We start from the raw sequence: 22,794 nt of genomic DNA, 5'->3' as shown, positions 1-22,794 counted from the left end.
CGAATTAAACTGAGGGAGTTGAAGAGAGTTGTTTAACTTGCGTTCAACAATCGGACCATTTTAATTGAGCAGCACCTTTAAAGAAAACTGGATATAAAAATAAAAAAAGCTGCCAATAAAGGCAGTTTTTTTTTACTCGCTCAATCGTTTTTATGCAATTTATGCTTTGTTCCCCATTCATGCATTGCGTGTAAAATCGGTTCCAAGCTCATGCCGTATACAGTAATCGAATATTCCACTTTAGGTGGAACCTGGGGATACACAACACGCTGAATAATATCCTCGTTCTCCAACTCGCGTAGTTGATTAGTCAGCATTTTTTTGCGTGATTCCAGGCATTCTTCGTTTTAATTCACTGAATCTTTGAGTACCGTGCTTCAATAAATGTAATAAGATAATTGGTTTCCATTTCCCGACTAATATGCTTAAAGACTCTTCTACACGACAGAATTCTGGTTCTAGATTCATCGTAATTTCCCCTTTAGTATCATTTTGTATACTATACCACTTTAAAGTACCTACTTATAAAAAAAGTGATTATTAGTAATAATGAAATTGATAGAAAGGGTGATATGAAATGACAAAAATCGGTATTTTAGTTGGTAGCTTACGAAAAGAATCTTTTTCTAAAAAAATTGCATCAAATGTTGCGGCTTTATTCCCCGAAGGATATGAAACAGAATTTATCGAAATCGGAAATCTCCCATTCTATAATCAGGATGATGATAGTGAATATAATGTCCTAACAGAATATACGGCATTCCGTAACAAAATAAAGCAATTTGATGCTTTTTTATTTGTAACACCTGAATATAACCGTTCTGTGCCTGCTGTATTAAGCAATGCACTAGATATAGGTTCACGACCTTATGGAGCGAGTGTATGGAATGGTAAACCAGCAGCTATTATTAGTCAATCTCCTGGTAATCTAGGCGGGTTTGGTGCAAACCACCATTTACGTCAATTACTTGTATGCTTAAATATGCCTGTGGTTCAACAACCGGAAGCTTATATTAGTAACGCTGTAGCTTTATTGGATGAGAGCGGCAAAATTAGCAACGAAGGAACCGTTCAATTTTTACAATCATTCGTTGATGCCTTTATTGATTTGATTGAGAAATATCAAAGGTAGGAAAATTGTGGTTCTATGCTAAACACCTGCACTTAATAATTATTTTCAATGCAATTGATAGGGTTACATAAATTTAAAGGAGGAATTAAGATGGGTAAATTAGATGGTAAAGTTGCAATTGTAACGGGTGGATCACGTGGTCAAGGAGCTTCCCATGTTCAAACCTTAGTAAAAGAAGGTGCTAAAGTAGTTATTGCTGATATACTTGCTGATGAAGGGGAAGCATTAGCTAAAGAACTCGGTGAAAATGCAAGATTTATTAAACTCGATGTTTCCAATGAATCTAACTGGCAAAACGTAGTTAATGAAACAGAATCGACTTTTGGACCTATTAATATACTGGTAAACAATGCTGGTATCAATTTTTTCAAACCAACTCAAGAAATGAATGAAGAAGAATATAGAAGAGTTATTAATATTAATCAGGTAAGTGTATTCCTAGGTATGAAGACTGTATTTCCTTCTATGAGTAAAACAAAAGAAGGTTCTATTATTAACATCTCTTCTGTTGGTGGTTTGTTTAGCCAAAAAGGAGCAATAGCTTACTCGGCTTCTAAATTTGCTGTCACTGGTATGACTAAAGCTGCAGCTCTTGATTTTGCAGAACACGGTATTCGAGTTAACTCAATCCATCCTGGTACAATTCGTACTCCAATGCTTGATGTTCCAGGGACTGAAGATGCAGTTAAAGACCTTATAGAAAATACTCCGTTAAAGAGACTTGGAGAATCTGAAGAAGTATCTAAACTTGTCTCATTCCTTGCATCTAATGATTCAAGTTTTTCTACCGGCTCAGAATTCACTCTCGATGGAGGAGCAACAGCTAGTTTGTAATAACCGTAATGTCTTTCTTATAAGCCAAAAGAGTCATATAGACTCTTTTGGCTTATATACTTTGATGCTAGTATAATGTTAGCTCTCTTTTAATAGACAGAGAATACTAACAGATACAGCGAATTTATTTTCGATTCAAGTAGTTTTTAAAAAAACAAAAAAATTTAACTACGAATATTCTCTGGTTCTTTCCCTTTCAAATGTATGAACTTGTATAAAAACATACATTCATTTCCCCTGTTTCATTGCGTTTACTCCAATTAAACTAACTGTTGCGTTTATCCAAAAAGGATTTACGCCTTTTTATCGAACTTATTGTCCTAACAGGCCAGTTTAGTTAAAGATCGATGTTTAACTTGTGTTCAACAATCGGGCCATATTGTTGATTAAGTGTTCGAAACTTTTTGCACTATGAAACGTATAAAAATTGCGAAGGAATGTATTTGAACTACGTAGCAGGTTTAGAAGGTAATTCACAACAAAGGGGGATAAAAAGTGGATTTATTATCTTGGATAGCTGTTGGGTTCATCATAATCGAATTTGTTGTTCTTGCTTTTATAACAAGAAATATGGAAAATGAGGTTCATCAAAGTTCAGCTACCCAATCCATAGTTTGGAGGATAGTGGGAACCACAGTTTGGGGGATAGTGAGTCTCTTCTTTGTTGTGTATTGGTTACTTCCTAGACTTTTGTGAAGAACTACACTTAAACAATTGGGCGCTTTTCTGAAATATGGAAAGCGCCTTTCTTCATGAAAAGGGCCATTTTCTTGAATAAGAGAAGGAATTATTCGTAAGTAAATCAAAGTTATTGAAAGGAATAAATGTTCAAAGCACTTTTGAAAAAATATTCATCTCCACTGACATACTGTTGTCAGCATTTGACGTTTACAATAGCTATTGGAACAGTAATAGTTGTATTTGTTTATCCGTACTTTATTGTCACACATTAAATTCAAAATTTCATTTTCCTAAGGAATTAATAATCAATGTAGTTCGTATAATCGATAAGTGAAAACATAAAAAAGGTGGGAATAATTCTATGTTTAAACCAAACCCAGCTAATACTGCAATTGTTATTACTGACCCTCAAAATGACTTTTTGTCTCCAGGCGGAAGAGGATATCATTTGACAAAGGCTAACATTAAACAAAATAATACTTTAGCCAACTTGGAACTACTATTAAGCACTGCTCGTAGTAAAGGTTATCAGCTCTTTGTTTCCCCGCACTTTTTATATCCACATGACTATGATTGGCAGTTTACAGGGAACGAACAAGAGATGTTGATTAGTTTGCGTGTTTATCAGAAATTAAATCAATTTAGTCCTCCAACTCCGGAAGCCGATTATGTTTCAACTTTAGCTCCGTATATCTGGGACAAAACAACCGTCATTGCAACACCGCACAAGGTGGCCAGTCCTCAGACGAATGATCTAGTCTATCAACTAAGGCAACGTAGAAAAGAACAAGTAATTTTGGCTGGGGTATTATCAAACGTATGTGTTGAATCGCATATGAGAGATTTGATCGAAAATGGCTTCAAGACAGCTGTTGTTTACGATGCAACGGCCACGATTAGTGAAAACGATTTTCGTGCTGCTGTTACGAACTACCGAGCTTTTAGTAGCGCTACATGGACAACACGCGAAGCCATTTCAAATATGTAATGATACTCTTAAATAGGCTACTAAAGAAAAGATTATTCTTTGAATAATTGTAATGTTGCAGCCGTTAGATGCTTCCATTAACGATATCCAATAAGTCGATTCTTATAAAATTAAGATTCAATTACAGTGTGTTTCATTAGAAGAGTTCCACCATAACCATTGCTAGTTCCTGAAACTCTCCCATAACTTAGACTTTCAAAAGTAAAGTTACCTCAAGATTAGTTTTTAGAGTGGTTAAAGCAATTAAACGAGAATTAAAATGTAACTCCTTCTTCAGCTAATGGGCGCTTTTCTGAAATAAGGAAAGCGTCTTTCTTCATGAAAAGGGCCATTAAATGGAGTAAGTGTGTCGTGTAAAAAATTTCTAGACGGAGTTAGAAAAAAAATTCAAATATTTATATCACATTTATCAGTGTTGTAAATGAAAAGAATTTTTAAGAATAATATTCAAAATAAAATATATTTACAAACCTCTACTTCTGAATGGAGTAGGGGTTTTTTTATGGTTACCAATAAGGATGAGGGTTTGAAGGGGAAGAGATTGTTTTGCTTGTGAAGCTATTAGGAATAATGGGTGGAAAGTGATTGCGAGAAAATCAAATAGGCGAAAATTGTATGGGAAGAAAATATTGTAAATTATACACACTTTGTATATAATGTATATAAAGTGTATATACATTATTTTAAAAAGAGGTATTTGTATGCAAATAATAATATCCAATATTTCAAAAGAACCAATTTATGAGCAGATTTATGTGCAAGTTAAGAAACAAATTTTGACGAATGAACTGAAAGCAGGGGCGGCTTTACCATCTATGCGTCAGTTAGCTAAAGACCTAGATATAAGTGTAATCACAACAAAACGGGCGTATGAAGAGCTTGAGAAAAATGGTTTTATATTCTCAATCGTTGGAAAAGGATCATTTGTATCTGAACAAAATAATGAAATGATTCTTGAACGAAAAATGAAAGTCATTGAAGAACAGTTAATGGCTGCAATTCAAAATAGTAAAGAAATAGGAGTAGAGTTAGCTGAATTAAAAGAATTACTTACAATGTTATATAAGGAGGAAGTATGATGGAAAACGTAATTGAGCTACAACATGTAAATAAGGCTTTCAAAGGATTTGAACTGAAAGACTTATCAATCTCAGTGAAGAAAGGCTTTGTTACAGGGTTTATTGGTGGTAATGGAGTAGGAAAATCCACAACGATTAAGTTGATTATGAATTTATTACAACCGGGTAGTGGAGAGGTTTCACTTTTTGGTTTGAATTATAAAATGCATGAAAAAGAAATAAAACAACGAATTGGCTTTGTGTTCGATCATAATGTTTTTTATGAGAATCTTACCTTATTAGAAATGAAAAATATAATAAGACCAATTTATAAAAAATGGGACGATTCTATATTCAATCATTATGTAGATCGGTTTGAACTACCATTAAAGAAAACATTGAAAACTTTTTCTAAAGGTATGATGATGAAGGCTTCCTTAACCATTGCGTTATCCCACGATGCTGAGTTAATTATTATGGATGAACCAACGTCGGGATTAGATCCAATATTTCGTAGAGAACTGTTAGATATCCTTCACGATCTCATGCAGGATGGTGAAAGAACGATTTTCTTTTCTACTCATATTACGACAGACTTAGAACGAATCGTGGATTATATTACTTTTATCCATGATGGACAACATATTTTTACAAAAGAGTATTATAAAATCGAAGAAGACTATGCACTTGTGAAAGGAAATATAAATCTATTAGATCGTGATACAGAACAAGAATTTATAGGTGTCCGTAAATCCAATCATGGATTTGAAGCATTAACGATAAATAAACAACGTACAGAAAGTATCTTTGGTGATACGGTCATTTTGGAGAAACCAACACTAGAAGATATTATGCTATATACAAAGAAAGGAAAAGATAACTATGTTCAATCTCATTCGTAAAGATATTATTTTACAGAAAAATACATTATTAATTCTTTTACCTATATTATTAATATATTTATTTTTAAGTACTTCTACTATCTGGGTGGGTATTATATTTTGTATCGCCATCATCATGCAAAGTTTTCCAATGGATGAAAAATCCTCCAGCCATCTCTTATTGAATTCTTTACCTTATACTCGAAAAGAAATTGTTAGTTCCAAGTATATAGGTGCATGCGTTTTCACTTTCTTGACTTTAGTTACTATTTTTATTGGTCATTTCGTCATTCATAGAGAAATCATTCAATGGGAACAATTATTGTTTATAACAAGTATTGTTACGGTGTTTATTTCATTTGCTTTTCCATTTTCTTACCTATTTAAAAGTCAATATTTGATGATTGCCTCTATTGTTGTGTTTGCCCTTTATTTAATTATTGTCAATAGTTTTATACCTGATATCAATGATCGATTAAGAGAGGTCATTCAATGGGTTCTGTCTTTTGATAATTCTCTATTGTATTTAGGTGTAATACTATCAGTTGTACTTCTTTATATTTTTTCTTGGATGCTATCCATCCGTATTTATAGTAGAAAAGTATTTTAGAGAGTTTGTTAAAAGGGGATTTGGAATTATAGGAGCGAGAAATCAAGGTGGAACATTTCTTAGAATGACTGTCATCTAATAATATTTTTAAAAACTATCTTTTAGTATGCAATGATCTTCAACAAAAGGGCGCTTTTATGAAGTAACTAAAGCCAAATTTCTCAAATACATCGCTGAGAAATTTGGCTTTTTATATTTAGGAAGGGCTTATTAGTATCAATAAAAGTAAACAGTTGATGTATCAATTATAGGGAGAGAGAAGATAATAAAATGATTGGAGGTGAAAAAGATGGAACAAAAACCTAATCATTATGACGGAAGTTTTCAGCTTGACTATGGCGCAAATAATGAGCTTAATTCAAATGAATCGTTTCAAATTACAGATGAAATGCGACTGAACATGGGTGGTAACCCTTATTTTTTTGATGTGAATAAATAACGAATAATTTTTTATAGGGATTTGTATAACTGACAAATTCTTAGATTTTATAGCTTAGAAAGCTTTACATAGTGTAGGCTGAAAAAATTTTAAGTTAAAAAAACTGTAAATAATAAAACAGAAGGTGAAATAAGATGGCCAAAGTATTATACATTACAGCTCATCCAAATGATGAAACACAATCTTTCAGTATGGCTGCAGGAAAAGCATTTATTGATACATACAAAGAAGTAAATCCGAATGATGAAGTCATTCACATTGATTTATATAAAGAGAATATCCCTCATATTGATACGGATGTTTTCAGTGGATGGGGAAAACTTCAATCTGGTAAAGGATTCGAAGAGCTTTCAGCAGAAGAAAAAGAAAAAGTGGGGCGTCTTAATGAACTGAGTGAACAGTTTATGTCAGGAGATAAATATGTATTTGTGACACCTTTATGGAATTTTTCATTCCCACCAGTAATGAAAGCGTATATTGACTCTATTGCAGTTGCAGGGAAAACTTTTAAATATACCGAACAAGGTCCAGTTGGTCTATTAACAGATAAAAAAGCACTTCATATTCAAGCCCGTGGAGGTGTTTATTCAGAAGGTCCAGCTGCTGGTGTAGAAATGGGTCATCGCTTCTTAAGTGTAATCATGAATTTCTTTGGTGTCCCTTCTTTTGATGGTTTATTTATAGAAGGACATAATGCTATGCCAGATAAAGCACAAGAAATCAAAGAAAATGGAATTGCTCGTGCAAAGGACTTAGCTCATACTTTTTAATTAATTGCGAGTAAATCTAATGACTTGAGGCTAATTCAAAGTGTCTATTTTCAAAGATTTGAGAATATCTCTTGTGAGTTAGCCTTTTTATCCAAGGTCATTCATAAAACTTTGTTACTCCCCCCAATTAACTACTCAATAAACGTGGGCAATTCTAAGAACGTTATTAATATTATCTTGAACTCAAGTATTCATGAAAAGGGCGCTTTTCTGTAATAAGGAAAGTGCTTTTGCCATTTAAGGCCATTTAGTTGAATAACACACTTTAAAGAAAACTGAATATTTATGTTGAAATATTTATGAGATGATGAAGGTCCGATGCTTTAACACTGTAAATATTTAAAGTAATAAGTTTGGTTAGAAATGCTTATTTAAATAAAGAGATTACAAAAGTTATTATTGGGGATTATACAGATTAATAATTAAACATGGAGATGATTATGGTGAACGAGCGAAAATCAGCTAATGAGGTTGCTGAGGCAGAAATGAAAATCATTGAACAGCTCGAAGATGGTAAGGTCCATGGCACAACAAAAGGAAGTACTGAGGAAACAACAGCAAACCTTGAATTGCAGGCAAAATTCAGCGATGAAGATGATGAGCCTGAAATAGGTACTTCCCCTGCAGCCATTGTAACACCTTCATAAGGTAAAAATAAGGAATGATAAAGAAGTCGGCGAGTCGACTTCTTCTCTTATTGTGTGAATATTTTTTTCTAAATTATTGGCTATTGGTGAAATTTTGATAGATAAGCATTTGTCAGCTAGTAACAGAATAAATGTATTTTTTAGACATACCAATTAAAGATTACAGGTTTTTATTGAAACAGGATTAATAAAAGAGAAGATGTGTAGTCTCATATGGTACAACTTCACTGTGATGTTTGGAAAGATTGTACCTAATTTTAGTAGTATAATAAAGAAGTAGATTGGATTTTTTTGCAATGTACACCTATAAAGGGAAAAGCAGAAAAGCAGAGTAATTATATCCCCTGCTTTACGACACTTTATGTTTTTACCCTAACAATTGACAAAGAGCCTATCTTTTTAGAATTTCCCCTGATGCATATCATTGTTTGACACCAATACTGGATTATTAAACGCTTCAACATCCATCTCATCACCTCTAGCTGCTATAACTGAAACGCCAACTAAATCACCAGCTACATTAACAGTAGTATGTCCAATATCTATCAGTGGCCAAATAGCTGCCAAGATAGGTATCAACTCCAAAGGCAAACCCATTGTTGATAACAGTGTTGCTGATAGTACGATTCCTGCCCCCTTCACTCCAGCGGCTCCGGCAGATAAGATAAGCCCCAAAAACACAAACTGGAACAATAGAGGCAGTGTTAGAGGCACTCCATAAATATTACATGCAAATATAGCGATTACCCCAATAGCTACTGCCATACCGTTTGTATTTACTGTAGCTCCTATAGTTAGGCCGAACCCATATATCTTTTCCGGTATCTTCAGATTCTTGTCAGCAACTCTTAAATTTATTGGCAATGTAGCTGCGGAAGAAGTAGTACTCGCCGCTATCAAGATTGAAGGTGATATGGCTTTGAAGAATGGTATTGTTTTTATTTTTGCCAATAATTTTAGCTGTAATGGATAAACGATAATCAAAACAATAATTAAAGCTATGTAATCAGCGATAATAAATTTTCCTACTTCAGCTAAAGTTGAAATACTTAAACTATTTACCATTTGAACGACTAAAGCTAAAATACCATAAGGTGAAAATTTCATAACGATATCTGTAATTTTTATCGTGGCATCAGCGCCTTGACGCATTACATCAGTGAGCGTTTTGACTTTGTCTCCTAACAGTAATAACACTATGCCAAAGAATATTGAAAAGAAAAGAATTTGTAAAACATTCCCTTCAACTAAAGCTTGAAAAGGATTAGTGGGTACATAACTAACTAGGGAATCGATAAAATTAAATTTAGCTATTTCTTCAGTTGTTTTGTCTGTTTCGGAAAAGATCATTCCTTGTTTACCTGGTTGAACAATCCATCCAACTGCCAAACCAATAATTACTGCTAATACAGAAGTAGATAAATAATAGAATAATAATTTTCCACCTATAGATCTTAAAGATTTAACACTTTCCATTGTCGTGATGCCACTAACTATTGTAAAAAATATTACGGGCGCGATTAACATTTTTAATAACCTAAGAAATATTTCGCCTATGGGTTTAAGAACAACATCGGCTGCATTTCCCATTGTTAATCCAATGATAACGCCAAGAATAATCCCGATAAAAATTTTAACGTATAATTCTCTGCTAAACCACCATCTCATATCATACGCTCTCCCTCTATAAACTAATAGTTTTCTTAAAGATACTCCCGTTTTCTCAATTTTTCGCATTGATCTAAATATTAATGACAAAAGAGTCATGGATAGGATTATGATTCCGAATATTTAGATATTAGAGGGCGTGGAAATATAATCTACTACCCTTTTCCCTTTTAGTGGAAGAGTAAATTCCCCTTATGGTCGCACAAATGAATCTCCACGTGACTCACGGCGGTGTACCCTCCCATGTCTCACAGAGTCGATGCTCCTACATTCCTTTGTTCAATCTATCCATGAGGTGGATGTCAGAATAACTCCATTTGATAGCCCACCCATAATTTATGAACTTGCCAATTCTCTAGTGACAGATAATTCTTTTGTTACAAATAAAAATTTATCGATATCATCTACAGTATGACAATGGAAAGGAGAAACTCTGATAGCGCCTGTTAAGCCAATAGCCTCTAGTATACGTTTGGAATAAACACTAGTATTCACACGTTCATATACTGTAACCCCTCTATCCTGATAATCTTTTCTAAGTTGTTCATAATCTTTATCCTCAATTCCTATTGCAACAATGAGGTCTCTTTTCGTTAAATCTGGATAATCTGCAAAAACTTTTACGTTATCCATGTGTCTCAATCCTTCAACTTTATCACTGCCTTCAAGTAGTCTATGTAGCAGTGCTCTTTCATGTAAGACTATTTTTTCCATACCTTTAAGGTACAAATCTCTTCTAGACATGTCTCCTATACTGTCATACGAACCTAACCAGGATATATAATCGATAACTGCCGACATGGATGCAAATAAAGCAGGTGAAGGGGAGCCAAGTTCCCAAACACTATCATCCTTTGCAATTAGTTTTTGATGTGGAAGTTTAGATAATCTATCAGAAACATAGGCAAATCCAATTCCTCTTGATGCCATAAACTTATATGGTGCAAAGTTAGCTCCATCTATGCCGAGTTTTTCTACATCGAGAGTCCCATGTGGCATATGCTGCACAGCATCGACAATGATATATAAATCCGGCTTTTTGGCTCTAGCCAATTTTATAATATTCTCGAGATCCATAATATTTCCTGATATATTACTTGATGCTATTACACTTAACAAAATAGTATTCTCATCAATTTTTTCTACAATTGATTCAGGGTCAACAAACCCTGTATGAACATTTGCTTCAGCGACCCTAAATTCTTTATTGTTCTTTTTACAATAGAATTTTACTGCATCATAAGAGGAAGGATGTTCAATATTAGTAGTGACAACATTGGTCCCTTCAACATTCTCAATAACAGTTGAAACCATTTTAAACATTGCTTGAGATGCAGTTAAATCGGTGATGAGGGAACCGGTCTTTCCCCCGAACATTACATTTAATACATCATTTGTACATCTGTCCATAATGCTATTAAAATCTATTGCTCTTTGATGATACCTTTCAGGACAATCTGGTAATAAATCAATTTTTTCCTTCACCTTGATAGTCTCTTTTAATCTTAAAGAACCACCTGAATTATCAAAAAACAGTCTTTCTCCATAGTCTGGATCTTGGTCAAGAAAAGCAAATTTGTCGCGTAGTTTGTCTAATAGTTTCTCATCCATTAGTTTTCCCAATTTGTAATCGTTCAATTTTGAGCCTCCTCTGCCATAATAAAAGCGTTTTCATTTCTTCATAAAAAAAAATAAATGAAGATTTTTCTTCATTTTGATTTTATCACAGCCATTTTCTGATTACAATAAAAAAATAAAAGATTCAGATAAAATAACTAAAAAGCTAGTAAATCTTCATGTAAAGCTAGTTGTTTAGTTGGAAGTGCAAAATAACACTTAAAAACTACGCAAATTATCGGTCAAAGTGACAGGCTGGTGTTAATTGATGGGGTTCAAGAAGTCGGTGCAATGAGCGTCAATGTAAAAGAATCTGGTGTGGATTTTTATTGCGCTGGAGGGGAAAAGTGGATTGGAAATCCTTTTGGGATGGGTTTTTTTATAAATACGTGAAGAACTGATTGAAAAAATGGATCCAAATTTTATTCGTAAATTAATATTAAAGTTCCTTCGCAGTTTGCTGACTACATTACATATTTAGAAAATCCTAAGAGAAATCCTTTTGATGAATATTCCATTGTAACTGTTGCTACTAATTTTGTAATTGGAGGATATGGCAACTATTAAGGAGCACGATGTTATTCATTATGCAGAATCTAACATCCCTGTAGCTGTTCCAAGAACGTCTACAATAGCCTAAACTAATGTAACAGTTCCTTATGCTTTACAAATTGCGAATGAAGGTGTATTTAAAGCAATTTCTGAAAATGAAGCATTGAAACGTGGTGTCAACGTAGCGAAGGTAGAAATTACGTTTGAAGTGGTCGCAAAAGATCTAGGTTTTTAAATACATGAACATTGAAGATGCTCTTAAAAAGGTATTAACTAGTATTTAATTGTGGATAAATGGGCTGTCCAGAAAGTCGTATTTTATATCGACTTTCTGATTTCCCTTTTTATTAAAACATTCCAAACTGACTGATATGTTTATTAATTCTTTCTAATTTTTCTTCACTTTGAATAACTGTAGCCCTACTTACATGTGTACATATCAACTCAGCTAAAAATAATACCGGAGTGTAAGAATTGAAGAAAGCATTACTATCAACTGAAACTAAAAGTAGTACATCAGCAAAATGTGCTATGGGTGCAGTTGCTTTATCAGTAATGATGATAACCTTTGCATTGGCCTCATTTGCCATTTTGGCTGCTGCAATGTCTACTTCAGAGTATCTTGGAAATGAAAAAATAATGACACAATCATCCTTGCTACAGGAAGACAAGGTATCAAACGGTGTAAATGAATTAGTACTATTAATAACTACATTATCAATAATCTGATTAAGGAATACTCCCATTATCTCCGTTAAACCAACTCTAGCTCTACTACCTAAAATATAAACTCTTCTAGCAGTGATGATATAATTTATTGCCTTATTGAATTCTTCAGATGAGTTTTTCTCTGATATAGAGAAAATATTTTTTTCAAGTATTTTCAAATTGTCATTTAATAAATCTGTTTGTTTAACTTTATCATAACTCAGCTTCAATCTTTCAGAAGGTATGGTAACATCATCAGATATTGCCAGACTTCCTTCATAACACTGTTCTCTTAAATACTTTTGAAAATCACTATATCCAGAAAAACCTAATTTTTTAGAGAATCGGATAATCGTTGCATTGCTAACATGTAATCGATTAGCCAATTCTATTGATGTTACAAGACACGCATTTGTTAAATTACTTAATATATATTCTGCTATTTCCTCTTCTTTTTTTGTTAGCTTGGAGTTACTTATTATTGATTTTAAGGACTTTTGTGATGAATCCATTTAATATACCTCCATATACTCCTATTTGTTATTATATAGGAAATTAGAATTATATAAAGCATGAAGCATTTTTATGGTATTTTACACAAACGAAATATTTAGAATCTCAAATCAATTCATAACCGAAATAGATAAAAAGCTAACTGACTAATATTATTTATTCCTAGAGTAATTTTGTATTAAACGGAGTGCTTTCTCAAAATAATAGTTGTTCAATAGGGCGCTTTTCTTCAATATCCCAAATTATAAAAAAGCCGAAAAAATGCAAATTTCCATTCATTTTATGCATATTTTTGGCTTTTTTATTTTCAAAAACATACTGCCATTAATAGCATTTTTTAATTGCCAAATACTCGTCAAGAGTATCGCCAGCAATCTAATATAGCTAGTTGAGTGTAAAAGTAGATTTGTGGGAAAATTTTCAATTCAATGTTGACAATCTCTATTTTAAGTGTATAGTAGGAATCATAATTTAATATTTTGAATTTTTTCTTATCAAGAGAGGTAGAGGGACTGGCCCTATGAAACCTCGGCAGCAGACTTTTAATAGTACTGTGCCAATTCCAGTAGCATCATGCTAGAAGATAAGAAGAGCCGGTCATTTCAGTTGTCTATTTACCCCTCTTCTTATTTTTTAGAAGAGGGTTTTTTGATTTATAATTTCATTTACGAGGTGATTGTAATGACAGCGGTTAAAACAGAAAATGAGCTATTGAAGGCGATTGAAGTTTTGCAAAGTAAGGAATGGGTGGATCTCACACATACGTTTGGCCCGGATTCTCCTCATTTTGCAGCTTTTGAAGATGCGGAGTTTAAAACACTTTTCACTCATGATGATGGCTTTTTTGCACAACGTTTTAATTTTCCCGGACAATATGGAACACATATTGATGCACCCATTCATTTCGTTCGCAACAAGCGTTTCTTGGATGAGATAGAGTTAAAGGAACTAGTTCTGCCTCTTGTTGTAATTGATAAGTCGAAGGAAACAGAAGAAAATCATGACTTTATCTTATCTGTAGAGGACATCCTAAACTTTGAAGCAGAGCATGGAAGAATAGAAGCAGGTACATTTGTCGCCTTGCGTACAGACTGGAGTCATCGCTGGCCGAACAAGGAGGCATTTGAAAATAAAGATGAAGAGGGAAATAGCCACAGCCCTGGTTGGGGAATTGACGCCTTAAAGTTTTTATTTGAAGAAAGACAGATTAATGCTGTCGGCCATGAAACATTTGATACAGATGCAGCGATCGATGTCCGCAAAAATGTTTCACTCATTGGCGAATACTATGTGCTGGAGCAAGATAGGTTTCAAGTGGAATTATTAACAAACTTGGATAAAGTACCAGCAAAAGGGGCGGTCATCTTCAATATTTGTCCTAAGCCCGAAAAGGCATCTGGATTTCCAGTACGTTCTTTTGCGATTTTGCCATAATCACGTAGAAACTAGGTAAGGTTTTTGTCTGATCGTTCAAATATTCGTTTATTCTTGGGACACAATCTGCAGATAGCTTGCGGGTTTAGGGAAACAGAGCTGCCAATGGGCAGCTTTTTCTTGTTGCATTGACTAAGTAGATTAGTTCCAGAACCGATTATCGTGCAAGAATGAGTGAATTTTTATCTGTAGTAACAATTGCGCTCTTTCTTTGTGTTAAGGGTCATACAGTGAATGAACAGACACAAAGATAACTGGATTTTTATGTTAAAATATAGTTGGAATTTGAAGAAAAAGTATTTAAAGTAAAGAGGCTCTTTTTTTATTATTAAGATAGAGGGGGAAAAGCATGTCATCAAAACAAGACGACAAAGCTATGATTCGGACGGTTCGAATAGAAGATGCTGAAGCCATCCTTGATATTCAACGTGAGGTCATTAATGAAAAGGACTATTTTATAGCGGTTTCAGAAGAGTTCAATAAGACGGTGGAAGAGCATAAAGAATGGATAACAAAGATCCTCGAGCATGAAAGAGAAACGATGTTTGTTGCTGAAATGCATCGAAGAGTTGTAGGTTGGATCGTGTTCCAGTCACAAGATAGACAAAGGATGCACCACACAGGATCCATCGCCATCATGCTTCAGAAAGACTATCGAAATAAGGGGATCGGCAAGCTTTTGATCAATGAGATCCTCTCATGGGCAGCGCAGCATCCAGTGATCGAAAAAGTTTCATTAGGGACGTTCTCCACGAATTCAAGAGCCATAGAGCTATATAAAAAGCTAGGGTTTGTCGAGGAAGGGCGCAAAGTAAAAGAGTTTAAGTTTAGCGATGATGAATATGTAGACGATGTTTTAATGTATAAGTTTGTTAAATAGACAAGATTTATAGCTTTGATATGAAAAGTTGACTCATGTGCGCATTTACGGGCTCCTAGAGTCAACTTTTTATATGTTAGTGCGACAGTAACTTACGAAGGTTTGTACTTAAAATAACGAGCAGCATTCCTGTAATTAAGAAATTCAATGAAGGTTTTTCATATTATTTACCGAATTGTGAAAATAATAAGAACCCATAAGGAGATAAATAATATGACAAAACCAATTTTAATAGGTATGGAAGGAGTATTTATTCCCGTTAAAGACCCAGAATTGTCGGCAAAATGGTATGAAGAGATTCTTGGGTTTAAATTAATTTACATTGAAAAAGAAGCTGCTGTAATGAAGATTGGAGAACAATCTCAAACAGTAGTATGTCTTGTTAAAACTCCAAATCATCAACCAATGAAGTTTCCAGATAATAATTTCGGTGTAGGGAAATATTATAATTTTATTCCTCACGATATAGAAGAAACTTATAAATTTTTACTTGAGAAGAATGTAAAAGTAAATCTAATTAGTAGAGAAGGAACGACTAAATTTTTTACTTTCTATGATCCTGACGATAATCCTTTGGGAGTTTGCCAATAAATTATTTTAAGGTTTTGGTTAGCAACTTTTCTTGTTTTACTATCGGGTGTAATGCTTTTCAATAACGAGGAGCGCATTTTTTACTTAAAGTAACCGGTGCAGGTTAATGAAGGAAGAACTAGCAGCCATTTGGTGACCATATAATACGAATTGGGAGGTTAGTTGAAGAAAGAAATTTATCATAATACTTTAAAAAAGGGGATAAAAAGAATGAATGCATTTAAAAGATTAAGAGATGCTTACGTTATTTGGCATGCCAATAGTATTAATATTCCCGAATTTGATTCAAGCAATATAGTAAGAAAAAAAGTTATCTTTTCTGGGAGAGTTCAAAAAGTAGGATTCCGTTTGGAATTATTTACTATGGCTCAAAGATTGAACTTAACAGGATGGGTAAAAAATTTAGAAGATGGAAGTGTAGAAGCAGAACTGCAGGGGGAAGAAACGAAAGTAGAATTACTAATAACATCCATGAAGTCTTTGAAACGTGCATCTGTAAAGAAATGTGATGTCATAAACATTCCTCTTAGTGAGAATAGGGAAGACTTAACAATAGTAAGATAAATAAGTAAGTGTATGCAAAAGATTTTCTTGGGCTCTGTCCTTATTAAACTACTATTAAAGAACATAATTATCTTTCATTCTCTGTGGTGGATTTCTGATTCATGGAAGGCTAAAGGGTACGTTAACACAACAATGAGATCGTCACTATGGCGGTCTTTTTTGACTAAAGGAAAGGGCAGTTTACTGAAATAAACTTATTAATTACACAGCACTATTATTAGAGTATTATTTTAAAAGGTATTGTGTTATGATTTATCTGTCTGAAAATTCCAATAGGGAAATTTTTAGGCAATCTTTAATTTAGGGGGTAGATATTATGGCAAACAAAAAATATTTTGGCGTGAATAATTCTAAGGGGAATACGTCTAAATAAATTTAAAATAGCGTTTCCCCACAATTGAAAGGGGAAAATCATTTGAATCAAACATTGTTAATTATTGATGCCCAACAAGAGTTAATTGAGGGAAATCAAGAAGAAAGTGCAGTTTTTAATAAAGATCAACTTATTAGGAATATCAATTTAGTAATTGAAAAAGCAAAAGAATCCAGTGTTCCAGTTGTCTTTGTAAGGGATTTAGATGTTGCTGAAGGGAAAGGTAAAGGATTTCAGGTTCACGAAGAAATTAATGTGCCTACGGATTCAAAGATTTTTGATAAAACTTCAACGAATTCTTTTCATGGAACAGGACTACTGAATCACCTAAAATCTCAAAAGATTGAGCATGTTGTCATGATGGGGTGTAAAACCCAACACTGTATAGACAGTGCAGTCAGAACAGCCACTATTAGTGGTTTGGATGTCACATTAGTAGGTGATGGACATTCAACAACAGACAGCCGTGCTTTAAGTGCAGAACAAATTATCAAGCATCATAATGAAACACTTCATGGTCATTACAATGTGGAACACTTTTCAGTTGTCAGAAATGCAATGGAAGATTTGTTCCATCCTATTCATGATTCATATAGGTAAATAGAAAATATGGTATAGAGATATTTCTTATAAACAGTAAAATAACCCAAATTTCTTAATAAGGAATTGGGTTATTTTAATTAGTACAATTTATTAAGTTGAGGTATGACATCCTGATATTCCAATTCCCTTAGTGAGCAGTAATCATATTTTTCGTTACATTTGGAATTCCAATCAGCCCGTCTTGATTTCCAAAACAACCTTCCCCTTTGTACGCCCAATTTCGACATGCCGGTGAGCCTCTACTATTTGATCCAAAGGAAAGCATTTTTCAACAACAGGTCTTAATTTCTTTTCTTCCACTAGACTGCGTAAGAAATCCATATCCCTATCATTCGGTTTGGTAAGATGAACCTTTGCTTTCTTGCGACCAATCAATGAACCTATCATTAATTGAATGGGGTGATACTTTGGATAAATTGCGTGTTCTGTAATATAAACTCCCGTCTGCGTTAAAGAACTCATACAGCTGAAAAAGGTTCGCTTACCGACCGCATCTAGAATGATATCGTACTTTTTTCCGTTATTTACGAAATCTTCCTTGGTGTAATCGAGAACGTAATCTGCTCCAAGTTCTTTAACCCACTGAAGATTTGAGGTGCTGCAAACAGCCGTTACCTCGGCCTTGAAATATTTAGCAAGCTGAACAGCAAAGTGACCGACACCGCCTGATGCACCATAGATTAAAACCCTTTGGCCATGCTTTATCTGTGCTGCATCTCGCAATGCTTGCAGTGCAGTCTGAGCCGCACATGGTATAGCCGCTGCCTCCTCAAAAGTTAAGTTCTTCGGCATAAGACTAAGGGAATTCTCACGAGGTGAGACATATTCTGCATGGGAGCCGAAACAACTGCCGAAAACATGATCGCCAACCTTAAATCGTTGCACGTTTTTACCTATTGCTTCTACCGTCCCCGCCACGTCAATGCCCAGTATGTGATTTTTTGGTTTTGTCATACCATTATCTAACCTTGTAGGCAAATAGCCCTTTCGGTAAAGAGTATCAAATACATTGACTGACGCGTTATGCACTCTGATCAACACCCTATCGTCATCCTTAATAAATGGTTGTTCTACATCCTGTATCTCCAGTACTTCAGGGGGACCATAGGAACTGTAAATAGCCGCTTTCATCTATTTAACCTCCTTGATTCTTTTTAGTTTAGTTATTATTTCATTATCGTGAATGCAATTCTCAACATATAGAGAGATCCCAAAACGATGACAATTTGAAGTCCCAAAATATCCTTCTCTAACATGTAATATTCTCAAATGTATTTCTCTTTATTTCTAAAAATTCAGTTAATTTTATTCCGATCAATTTTTGATAAATCACTATGCAAGCTTTCCTGCAAATCGTTTTACTTTTTTGCAAACAATGAGGCAAGTGCAGACTGATTGAATCCTTTTACGATAAGCCAAACTGCTAAAATCATTTCATTCGCTGCTACCGGTATAGCCAGAATACCACCCCAAACAGAAAGTTGAGGAAATACGCCGAACATTACGAACAAGGCACAAATAAAAATTAGAGTTGCCCCTGTCATACCTAAAATGGCTATAAATCTTGGTACGAGCTTGGTTTTATAAAATATATAACTGTACATCATTGTATTAATTCCTAGCATGAAATTGGGGCCAAGCAAAAATGTCCAGTCATGGATTGCATGTAATACTATGCCTGATGTTTGGAAAGATGCGGTATCCGGAGACCCTAATGCAACAAACTCCCGGCTTAATGTCAAAAGGGACAGTACGCTGATTACACCAATAGTAATAATAATCGCTTCTAGAAATCTGAAACAAACATGCCCTAGTGCGATCGTTTCATTATATTTTCTTAAAATCGGAAACATGGTTATTGCAGTACCAACGGCTGAAACGACAAGAATGAGTTCCATAACTGCTCCCAGTACGACTTGATTGGCATGTTCCGTACCATTTATCAAGTAATCGGGACCGTTCAGGATAGGGTCGTATAATATAAGACCTGCAACCGCCGAAACGGCTGCAAGAATAAACAGTACCCCCACAATTTTGGCTGCTTTTTTGTTTGAATTCATTAATTTATCCCCTTCCTTTAATAAATTGACAAACGGTAAAGCAAAAACAAATTCTAAAGCTTTGAGTCATCCTCATAAAAGAAAACCTCTTCCAACGGTAAGTTAAAGGCATGAGCAATACGAAAAGCCAATTCTAGAGATGGGGAGTAGTTTCCTTTTTCGAGAGCCACGATTGTCTGTCTTGTAACGCCTACCTTGTCTGCCAATTGCAGCTGCGTCATTTCATCATGATTAAATCGTAATTTTCGAATGTGATTGCCGACAAGATTTTTTTTGCTCATATTAGACTCCTTTCCGATAATGATAAAGTCTTGTAGCAGATCCGGTTAAATCGGAAATGAATCCCGAAGTGATCAGGATAATGAACATTACATGTAAAGGCTGATAAATGATCAGTGATCCCATGGCAAGAAGAAAGCCGATGATAAACACGAAAAAGGCATTTCGGAACGCTTTTAAATCAATTAATTTATCCAGTTCATCCGCAAAATTTGGTTCCTTTTCTCTGGTTGTAATTCTAAAAACGATGTTAAATATAATACTGATAATGATGTGTGCAACAATTGACACCAAAGTCAAGACAAGGACGAAGGAACCCCAATAACGAAAAGACTCAGCTGACTCCATCTCCCCGCCGGGATACTGAGGGTACATATACAAACAATAAAATCCAAAAATAAGAATTGTACTAATCAACGATAAGATACTTTTCTTTTCTTGGTACGTCATAATTACCTCCTAGTATGGTTATTTTTACATCATGTTAAGTTTATTAAACATAATGTAATATAAACTATACATAAAGTCAATATTTTGTTACATAAAATAGAAAAAATAACCATACATTTCCATTGAGGCAATATCCGGTCTTCCTAGTGACTCATCTTATGTATAAGCAAGTAACCAACATTTGTAGTTTGAATTTGTATACAATTACTTTCATTGTGAGTAAGTAGGAAAAATCACTTAAGATTTTAAAAAGGAAACGGAAGTAATGTTTCAATTTTGGTATTAGTTTGGAATAGAAGGATTTTTACATTATAGATTTACTCTAAAAAACAAATGATGACTTCTTAAACGAATTGGTTTGTTGATACAAGAAGGATTATCGCTCTTTTTGTTGAAATTATTCAACTAACGAAGCAGGAGAGTTGTGCGCTATTAGGAAATATGTATAGGAATGGAGCCTAAACATGCTAAAAAAATTATTATTTACTGGAATTACATTAAGTCTATTTTCGCTAGTTGGGTGTAGTAATGAGCAAAACGAAAAACAAGATCAGGCTCAAAGTTTGGTAGATGAAGTTGACATCGATACAAATGAAATAGAATCGTTGCAAACACAAAATGATTTTCTCAATGAACGTAATCAGTATTTAGTGACGACCATCAAGCAAGTGATCAATCATTTATCAGATGAAGAAATGTTGGAATTCGCACAAAATCAGTTTTTATATGAGTTAGAGGTTAATGGGGAATCTATACCTAAAAACGGACAAATAACTATTTCAGCGGGGGAAGTTGAAATTTTATTATCTGAAAAGATATTGGGGCACGATTTTTTACCTGCAGAATGGTTAGATAAAGGAAAAGTTAGTGGGAATTATATTGACCATTTGTTAAATATCGATACTTCTAATTGGATACCAATTGGAATGGATGGCACTGTTAATACAGCACGAGGTTATCAGCTAGCAGATGTAAAAGCTGGTCAAAAGTTCTCTTTTAATATGACAGATGAATTAAGAGAACGATTGAAAATGGATACAAATTTAATACAAATTGAAGTAAAGTAAATTCATTTTATTATATTTTTAATTCAATGATTAAAAGACAATGGAGGGATTATTGTGAATTTAAAGGTGAATGATGTATTTCAAGCTATTGAATCTAACGATCTTGCTGCATTAGAAAAGGCTCTTATATCTAACCCATCTTTATCAAATTTAGAAAATGAGCAAGGATTAACACCACTAGGAATTGCATCGCATTTTGGAAATAAAGATGCCGTACAGATCCTATTAAATTACAATGCAGATATAAATGCCGTTTCTCATTCTAAGATAGAGTTTATTCCTTCAAATACAGCTCTTCATGCTGCAATCGCAGGAGAACGAAATGTAGAAGTCAATGAACTCCTTTTAAGGAATAAAGCGAAAACAAATATTTTTGATAGCAATGGGCATACAGCCCTACATACTGCTGCATTTCATGATAATAACTCGGACTTGATTAGTCTTCTTATTAAACATGGTGCTTCTGTTCATGCAAAGGTTGATGGTGGAAAAACGGCATTGGACATAGCGATAGAACAAGGGAATAATCAAGTTGCTGAACTATTGCGTCATTATGCTGGTTTAGCCTGACACAAAATGTCAATTTGGGTTTATTTTGAAAATCAAGGATTGGAATCTTTTATGTTAAAATAATTTAGAAGGTGATTGTGAATATTTGTATTTGAAATGGCAGGTTATAACAATATGACAAAGGATGGTACTCGGTCAAGCTTGGATAATTATGCTTTTAGGAGAGCAGTAACAAGAGATGTTGATGAAATATATCAACTTATAGAAAAGCGGATTATATGGATGGATAAAAACAATTTAAATCAGTGGAATAAAACAAATTATCTCGAATCGTATCCAAGAGACTATTTTGAAAACAAAGTTGAAGCTGGTCAACTTTACGTTATGGAAGATAAACTGACGGGTAAGGTTGTTGGTGCGGTCGTATTGCTCGAAGAAGATAAGCGATGGACTAACGATGGGTCAAAAAATTACTATATACACAACCTTGTTAGCGATACAGAGGTTCCAGGTGTTGGGATGAAAATGATCAACTTATGTGAACAGATGGCACTTGATAACGATGTCGATGCGGTTAGATTAGACTGTCAGGCTTCAAATATCAAGCTTAACGAGTATTATGAAAGACTTGGATATATGTATGTTGGTGATGTACAAGATGGAAGTTATATTGGGAACAAGCGGGAAAAGAAACTAGGTTTTGTTGCTAATGAGTGAATTAGTTTAATGTTACATATCTTGAAATACTGAAAGACCGACTCAAGTCGGTCTTTTTCTCGCTAATTACATTACTGGTGAAAGTGTCAAAATAACAGCCTATTTGAAGCATAAATGGGAAAAATTTTTAAATGAAAATGCTGTCATTCTTTTTTTCGTGACTCCACC

25 protein-coding genes, 2 pseudogenes and 1 riboswitch are annotated in these 22,794 nt (G+C 34.1%); of the genes and pseudogenes, 19 read left to right on the top strand and 8 right to left on the bottom strand.

Annotated elements, in window-relative coordinates; all coding sequences use genetic code 11:
• Nucleotides 1-140: 140 nt before the first annotated feature.
• Nucleotides 141-468 (bottom strand): annotated as a pseudogene (locus V7127_RS05510) (winged helix-turn-helix transcriptional regulator).
• 109 nt (nt 469-577) lie between these two features.
• Here V7127_RS05510 and V7127_RS05505 point away from each other — a divergent pair.
• The 9 genes from V7127_RS05505 (at nt 578) to V7127_RS05465 (ending at nt 8,040) form a co-directional block, all read left to right on the top strand.
• Entirely contained in the window at nt 578-1,132 is a 555-nt protein-coding gene (locus V7127_RS05505; RefSeq protein ID WP_335484218.1) for an NADPH-dependent FMN reductase, read from the top strand.
• A gap of 90 nt (nt 1,133-1,222) precedes the next feature.
• Complete coding sequence (locus tag V7127_RS05500; RefSeq protein WP_335484216.1) at nt 1,223-1,966, top strand: SDR family NAD(P)-dependent oxidoreductase; 744 nt, start codon at nt 1,223-1,225, stop codon at nt 1,964-1,966.
• 1,042 nt (nt 1,967-3,008) lie between these two features.
• On the top strand, nt 3,009-3,635 hold the full coding sequence (locus tag V7127_RS05495; RefSeq protein WP_335484214.1) for an isochorismatase family cysteine hydrolase: 627 nt from the start codon (nt 3,009-3,011) through the stop codon (nt 3,633-3,635).
• A gap of 701 nt (nt 3,636-4,336) precedes the next feature.
• On the top strand, nt 4,337-4,714 hold the full coding sequence (locus V7127_RS05490; RefSeq protein WP_335355029.1) for a GntR family transcriptional regulator: 378 nt from the start codon (nt 4,337-4,339) through the stop codon (nt 4,712-4,714).
• A complete protein-coding gene (locus tag V7127_RS05485) occupies nt 4,714-5,595 on the top strand; it encodes an ABC transporter ATP-binding protein (protein WP_335484222.1) in 882 nt (293 codons plus the stop codon). Before V7127_RS05490 ends, V7127_RS05485 begins: the two co-directional genes overlap by 1 nt.
• The gene (locus V7127_RS05480; RefSeq protein WP_335484212.1) at nt 5,576-6,184 is read left to right on the top strand and encodes an ABC-2 transporter permease; all 609 of its coding nucleotides are present in this window, start codon (nt 5,576-5,578) and stop codon (nt 6,182-6,184) included. The genes V7127_RS05485 and V7127_RS05480 overlap by 20 nt, the downstream gene beginning before the upstream one ends.
• Before the next feature lie 289 nt (nt 6,185-6,473).
• Nucleotides 6,474-6,623 carry a hypothetical protein gene (locus V7127_RS05475; RefSeq protein WP_335355634.1) on the top strand — a complete coding sequence of 50 codons (150 nt, stop codon included), beginning with the start codon at nt 6,474-6,476 and terminating at the stop codon, nt 6,621-6,623.
• A gap of 134 nt (nt 6,624-6,757) precedes the next feature.
• Nucleotides 6,758-7,393 carry an FMN-dependent NADH-azoreductase gene (locus V7127_RS05470; protein WP_335355635.1) on the top strand — a complete coding sequence of 212 codons (636 nt, stop codon included), beginning with the start codon at nt 6,758-6,760 and terminating at the stop codon, nt 7,391-7,393.
• Between the two features lie 428 nt (nt 7,394-7,821).
• Nucleotides 7,822-8,040: a hypothetical protein gene (locus tag V7127_RS05465; protein WP_335484210.1), complete on the top strand. Its 219-nt coding sequence runs from the start codon at nt 7,822-7,824 to the stop codon at nt 8,038-8,040.
• Nucleotides 8,041-8,439: 399 nt separating this feature from the next.
• Here the strand turns inward: V7127_RS05465 and V7127_RS05460 are convergent, their stop codons facing one another.
• Entirely contained in the window at nt 8,440-9,708 is a 1,269-nt protein-coding gene (locus V7127_RS05460) for a dicarboxylate/amino acid:cation symporter (protein ID WP_335484208.1), read from the bottom strand.
• A 336-nt stretch (nt 9,709-10,044) separates the two neighbouring features.
• The gene (locus V7127_RS05455; RefSeq protein ID WP_335484206.1) at nt 10,045-11,346 is read right to left on the bottom strand and encodes an aminotransferase class V-fold PLP-dependent enzyme; all 1,302 of its coding nucleotides are present in this window, start codon (nt 11,344-11,346) and stop codon (nt 10,045-10,047) included.
• Between the two features lie 213 nt (nt 11,347-11,559).
• Between V7127_RS05455 and V7127_RS25850 the strand changes: the two genes are divergently transcribed.
• Together V7127_RS25850 and V7127_RS05450 are read left to right on the top strand one after the other, a co-directional pair.
• Complete coding sequence (locus V7127_RS25850) at nt 11,560-11,718, top strand: aminotransferase class V-fold PLP-dependent enzyme (RefSeq protein ID WP_438823970.1); 159 nt, start codon at nt 11,560-11,562, stop codon at nt 11,716-11,718.
• A 157-nt stretch (nt 11,719-11,875) separates the two neighbouring features.
• Nucleotides 11,876-12,112: pseudogene (locus tag V7127_RS05450) on the top strand (alanine dehydrogenase); the annotation flags it as partial.
• Nucleotides 12,113-12,224: 112 nt separating this feature from the next.
• Here the strand turns inward: V7127_RS05450 and V7127_RS05445 are convergent.
• Nucleotides 12,225-13,097: a MurR/RpiR family transcriptional regulator gene (locus V7127_RS05445; RefSeq protein WP_335484204.1), complete on the bottom strand. Its 873-nt coding sequence runs from the start codon at nt 13,095-13,097 to the stop codon at nt 12,225-12,227.
• A gap of 489 nt (nt 13,098-13,586) precedes the next feature.
• Nucleotides 13,587-13,688: riboswitch (SAM riboswitch) on the top strand.
• 91 nt (nt 13,689-13,779) lie between these two features.
• Between V7127_RS05445 and V7127_RS05440 the strand changes: the two genes are divergently transcribed.
• From V7127_RS05440 to V7127_RS05420, 5 genes are all read left to right on the top strand, one after another.
• Nucleotides 13,780-14,532, top strand: coding sequence for a cyclase family protein (locus tag V7127_RS05440; RefSeq protein WP_335484202.1), 753 nt, complete (start codon nt 13,780-13,782; stop codon nt 14,530-14,532).
• Between the two features lie 349 nt (nt 14,533-14,881).
• A complete protein-coding gene (locus V7127_RS05435; RefSeq protein WP_335484200.1) occupies nt 14,882-15,412 on the top strand; it encodes a GNAT family N-acetyltransferase in 531 nt (176 codons plus the stop codon).
• Nucleotides 15,413-15,625: 213 nt separating this feature from the next.
• On the top strand, nt 15,626-16,003 hold the full coding sequence (locus tag V7127_RS05430; RefSeq protein ID WP_335484199.1) for a VOC family protein: 378 nt from the start codon (nt 15,626-15,628) through the stop codon (nt 16,001-16,003).
• 162 nt (nt 16,004-16,165) lie between these two features.
• Nucleotides 16,166-16,567, top strand: coding sequence for an acylphosphatase (locus V7127_RS05425; RefSeq protein WP_335484197.1), 402 nt, complete (start codon nt 16,166-16,168; stop codon nt 16,565-16,567).
• Nucleotides 16,568-16,982: 415 nt separating this feature from the next.
• Nucleotides 16,983-17,540, top strand: a complete 558-nt coding sequence (locus tag V7127_RS05420) for a cysteine hydrolase family protein (protein ID WP_335355157.1) — start codon at nt 16,983-16,985, stop codon at nt 17,538-17,540.
• A gap of 174 nt (nt 17,541-17,714) precedes the next feature.
• Here the strand turns inward: V7127_RS05420 and V7127_RS05415 are convergent, their stop codons facing one another.
• The 4 genes from V7127_RS05415 to V7127_RS05400 form a co-directional block, all read right to left on the bottom strand.
• Nucleotides 17,715-18,584 (bottom strand): NAD(P)-dependent alcohol dehydrogenase, encoded by an 870-nt coding sequence (locus tag V7127_RS05415; RefSeq protein WP_335355158.1) that lies wholly within the window; start codon nt 18,582-18,584, stop codon nt 17,715-17,717.
• Nucleotides 18,585-18,901: 317 nt separating this feature from the next.
• Nucleotides 18,902-19,603, bottom strand: a complete 702-nt coding sequence (locus tag V7127_RS05410) for a DUF4386 domain-containing protein (RefSeq protein WP_335484195.1) — start codon at nt 19,601-19,603, stop codon at nt 18,902-18,904.
• A 53-nt stretch (nt 19,604-19,656) separates the two neighbouring features.
• Complete coding sequence (locus V7127_RS05405) at nt 19,657-19,884, bottom strand: helix-turn-helix transcriptional regulator (RefSeq protein WP_335484192.1); 228 nt, start codon at nt 19,882-19,884, stop codon at nt 19,657-19,659.
• Nucleotide 19,885: 1 nt separating this feature from the next.
• Complete coding sequence (locus tag V7127_RS05400; RefSeq protein WP_335484189.1) at nt 19,886-20,332, bottom strand: hypothetical protein; 447 nt, start codon at nt 20,330-20,332, stop codon at nt 19,886-19,888.
• A gap of 464 nt (nt 20,333-20,796) precedes the next feature.
• Between V7127_RS05400 and V7127_RS05395 the strand changes: the two genes are divergently transcribed.
• The 3 genes from V7127_RS05395 (at nt 20,797) to V7127_RS05385 (ending at nt 22,626) form a co-directional block, all read left to right on the top strand.
• Nucleotides 20,797-21,399 (top strand): hypothetical protein, encoded by a 603-nt coding sequence (locus V7127_RS05395; protein WP_335484187.1) that lies wholly within the window; start codon nt 20,797-20,799, stop codon nt 21,397-21,399.
• A 54-nt stretch (nt 21,400-21,453) separates the two neighbouring features.
• On the top strand, nt 21,454-21,969 hold the full coding sequence (locus V7127_RS05390; RefSeq protein WP_335484185.1) for an ankyrin repeat domain-containing protein: 516 nt from the start codon (nt 21,454-21,456) through the stop codon (nt 21,967-21,969).
• A gap of 96 nt (nt 21,970-22,065) precedes the next feature.
• Complete coding sequence (locus V7127_RS05385; RefSeq protein WP_335484183.1) at nt 22,066-22,626, top strand: GNAT family N-acetyltransferase; 561 nt, start codon at nt 22,066-22,068, stop codon at nt 22,624-22,626.
• The last annotated feature ends 168 nt before the right edge of the window (nt 22,627-22,794 follow it).

The organism is Bacillus sp. JJ1773 (assembly GCF_036962035.1).
Classification (GTDB): domain Bacteria; phylum Bacillota; class Bacilli; order Bacillales; family Cytobacillaceae; genus Cytobacillus.
Note: the sequence above shows the minus strand (reverse complement) of the source record. Positions and strands in the feature narration are given on the sequence as shown.

What these genes read in the sequence shown, in the direction of transcription:
- V7127_RS05505 (WP_335484218.1), top strand. Translation starts at nt 578, where the DNA reads ATGACAAAAATCGGTATTTTAGTTGGTAGCTTACGAAAAGAATCTTTT.
- V7127_RS05500 (WP_335484216.1), top strand. Translation starts at nt 1,223, where the DNA reads ATGGGTAAATTAGATGGTAAAGTTGCAATTGTAACGGGTGGATCACGT.
- V7127_RS05495 (WP_335484214.1), top strand. Translation starts at nt 3,009, where the DNA reads ATGTTTAAACCAAACCCAGCTAATACTGCAATTGTTATTACTGACCCT.
- V7127_RS05490 (WP_335355029.1), top strand. Translation starts at nt 4,337, where the DNA reads ATGCAAATAATAATATCCAATATTTCAAAAGAACCAATTTATGAGCAG.
- V7127_RS05485 (WP_335484222.1), top strand. Translation starts at nt 4,714, where the DNA reads ATGGAAAACGTAATTGAGCTACAACATGTAAATAAGGCTTTCAAAGGA.
- V7127_RS05480 (WP_335484212.1), top strand. Translation starts at nt 5,576, where the DNA reads ATGTTCAATCTCATTCGTAAAGATATTATTTTACAGAAAAATACATTA.
- V7127_RS05475 (WP_335355634.1), top strand. Translation starts at nt 6,474, where the DNA reads ATGGAACAAAAACCTAATCATTATGACGGAAGTTTTCAGCTTGACTAT.
- V7127_RS05470 (WP_335355635.1), top strand. Translation starts at nt 6,758, where the DNA reads ATGGCCAAAGTATTATACATTACAGCTCATCCAAATGATGAAACACAA.
- V7127_RS05465 (WP_335484210.1), top strand. Translation starts at nt 7,822, where the DNA reads ATGGAGATGATTATGGTGAACGAGCGAAAATCAGCTAATGAGGTTGCT.
- V7127_RS05460 (WP_335484208.1), bottom strand. Translation starts at nt 9,708, where the DNA reads ATGAGATGGTGGTTTAGCAGAGAATTATACGTTAAAATTTTTATCGGG.
- V7127_RS05445 (WP_335484204.1), bottom strand. Translation starts at nt 13,097, where the DNA reads ATGGATTCATCACAAAAGTCCTTAAAATCAATAATAAGTAACTCCAAG.
- V7127_RS05440 (WP_335484202.1), top strand. Translation starts at nt 13,780, where the DNA reads ATGACAGCGGTTAAAACAGAAAATGAGCTATTGAAGGCGATTGAAGTT.
- V7127_RS05435 (WP_335484200.1), top strand. Translation starts at nt 14,882, where the DNA reads ATGTCATCAAAACAAGACGACAAAGCTATGATTCGGACGGTTCGAATA.
- V7127_RS05430 (WP_335484199.1), top strand. Translation starts at nt 15,626, where the DNA reads ATGACAAAACCAATTTTAATAGGTATGGAAGGAGTATTTATTCCCGTT.
- V7127_RS05410 (WP_335484195.1), bottom strand. Translation starts at nt 19,603, where the DNA reads ATGAATTCAAACAAAAAAGCAGCCAAAATTGTGGGGGTACTGTTTATT.
- V7127_RS05405 (WP_335484192.1), bottom strand. Translation starts at nt 19,884, where the DNA reads ATGAGCAAAAAAAATCTTGTCGGCAATCACATTCGAAAATTACGATTT.
- V7127_RS05400 (WP_335484189.1), bottom strand. Translation starts at nt 20,332, where the DNA reads ATGACGTACCAAGAAAAGAAAAGTATCTTATCGTTGATTAGTACAATT.
- V7127_RS05395 (WP_335484187.1), top strand. Translation starts at nt 20,797, where the DNA reads ATGCTAAAAAAATTATTATTTACTGGAATTACATTAAGTCTATTTTCG.
- V7127_RS05385 (WP_335484183.1), top strand. Translation starts at nt 22,066, where the DNA reads ATGGCAGGTTATAACAATATGACAAAGGATGGTACTCGGTCAAGCTTG.